This is a genomic window from Streptomyces sp. SID5910, from assembly GCF_009862125.1.
Classification (GTDB): Bacteria; Actinomycetota; Actinomycetes; order Streptomycetales; family Streptomycetaceae; genus Streptomyces.
On the sequence record NZ_WWHX01000762.1, the window covers coordinates 1 to 227 of the forward strand.

1 pseudogene is annotated in these 227 nt (G+C 82.8%); it reads left to right on the plus strand.

The features are described from left to right. Nucleotides 1-227: pseudogene (locus GTW67_RS26575) on the plus strand (LLM class flavin-dependent oxidoreductase); the annotation flags it as partial.

The window sequence follows — 227 nt, forward strand, 5'->3', positions numbered from 1 at the left end:
CCGGTACGCCGACGTGGCCCTCGTCCGTACCGCGCGTCCCGCGGAGGCAGCCGCCGCGCGGGCCGAGCTGCGGGCGTCGGCCGCCGAGCACGGCCGCGACCCGGACGCCCTGCGCGTCCTCGCCGCCCTGCACGTCGACCTCGGCGACGGCGAGTACGCGGCCGAGCCCGGCCACGGCGGGGGCGGACCCCGGCTCACCCCGAGCGGCCCGCTGTACCGCGGCGGCC